Below are 245 nucleotides of genomic sequence, written 5' to 3'. Positions count from 1 at the left end.
ATCCTGACCGCGAAAACCGTGACGTTCACGCAGGATTTTTTCCACGATTTCCGGTACCGACATTTTCTGATAAATGGCAAATTGGCGGCTTCTCGACAGCAACGCCAGCCGCGGCTCCAGAGTCACTTCATAACGGCTTTCATCCCGCGAGGTGGACAGCAGTTTAAATTCGCTGATCACCCCGTAGATTGTGCGCAACGGCGCTGGCGGTATCACCGGCATGCCCCGCATCCCCGGATTAATCG

The 245-nt window shown here is 55.1% G+C and carries 1 protein-coding gene; it reads right to left on the bottom strand.

The window, feature by feature from the left end; genetic code table 11:
* Window positions 1-245, bottom strand: a 245-nt coding sequence (locus ABR397_RS24025) for a contractile injection system protein, VgrG/Pvc8 family (protein WP_350307879.1), incomplete at both ends; no start/stop codon positions are given.

This window comes from Photorhabdus viridis (assembly GCF_040256935.1).
GTDB lineage: Bacteria > Pseudomonadota > Gammaproteobacteria > Enterobacterales > Enterobacteriaceae > Photorhabdus > Photorhabdus viridis.
Note: the sequence above shows the minus strand (reverse complement) of the source record. Positions and strands in the feature narration are given on the sequence as shown.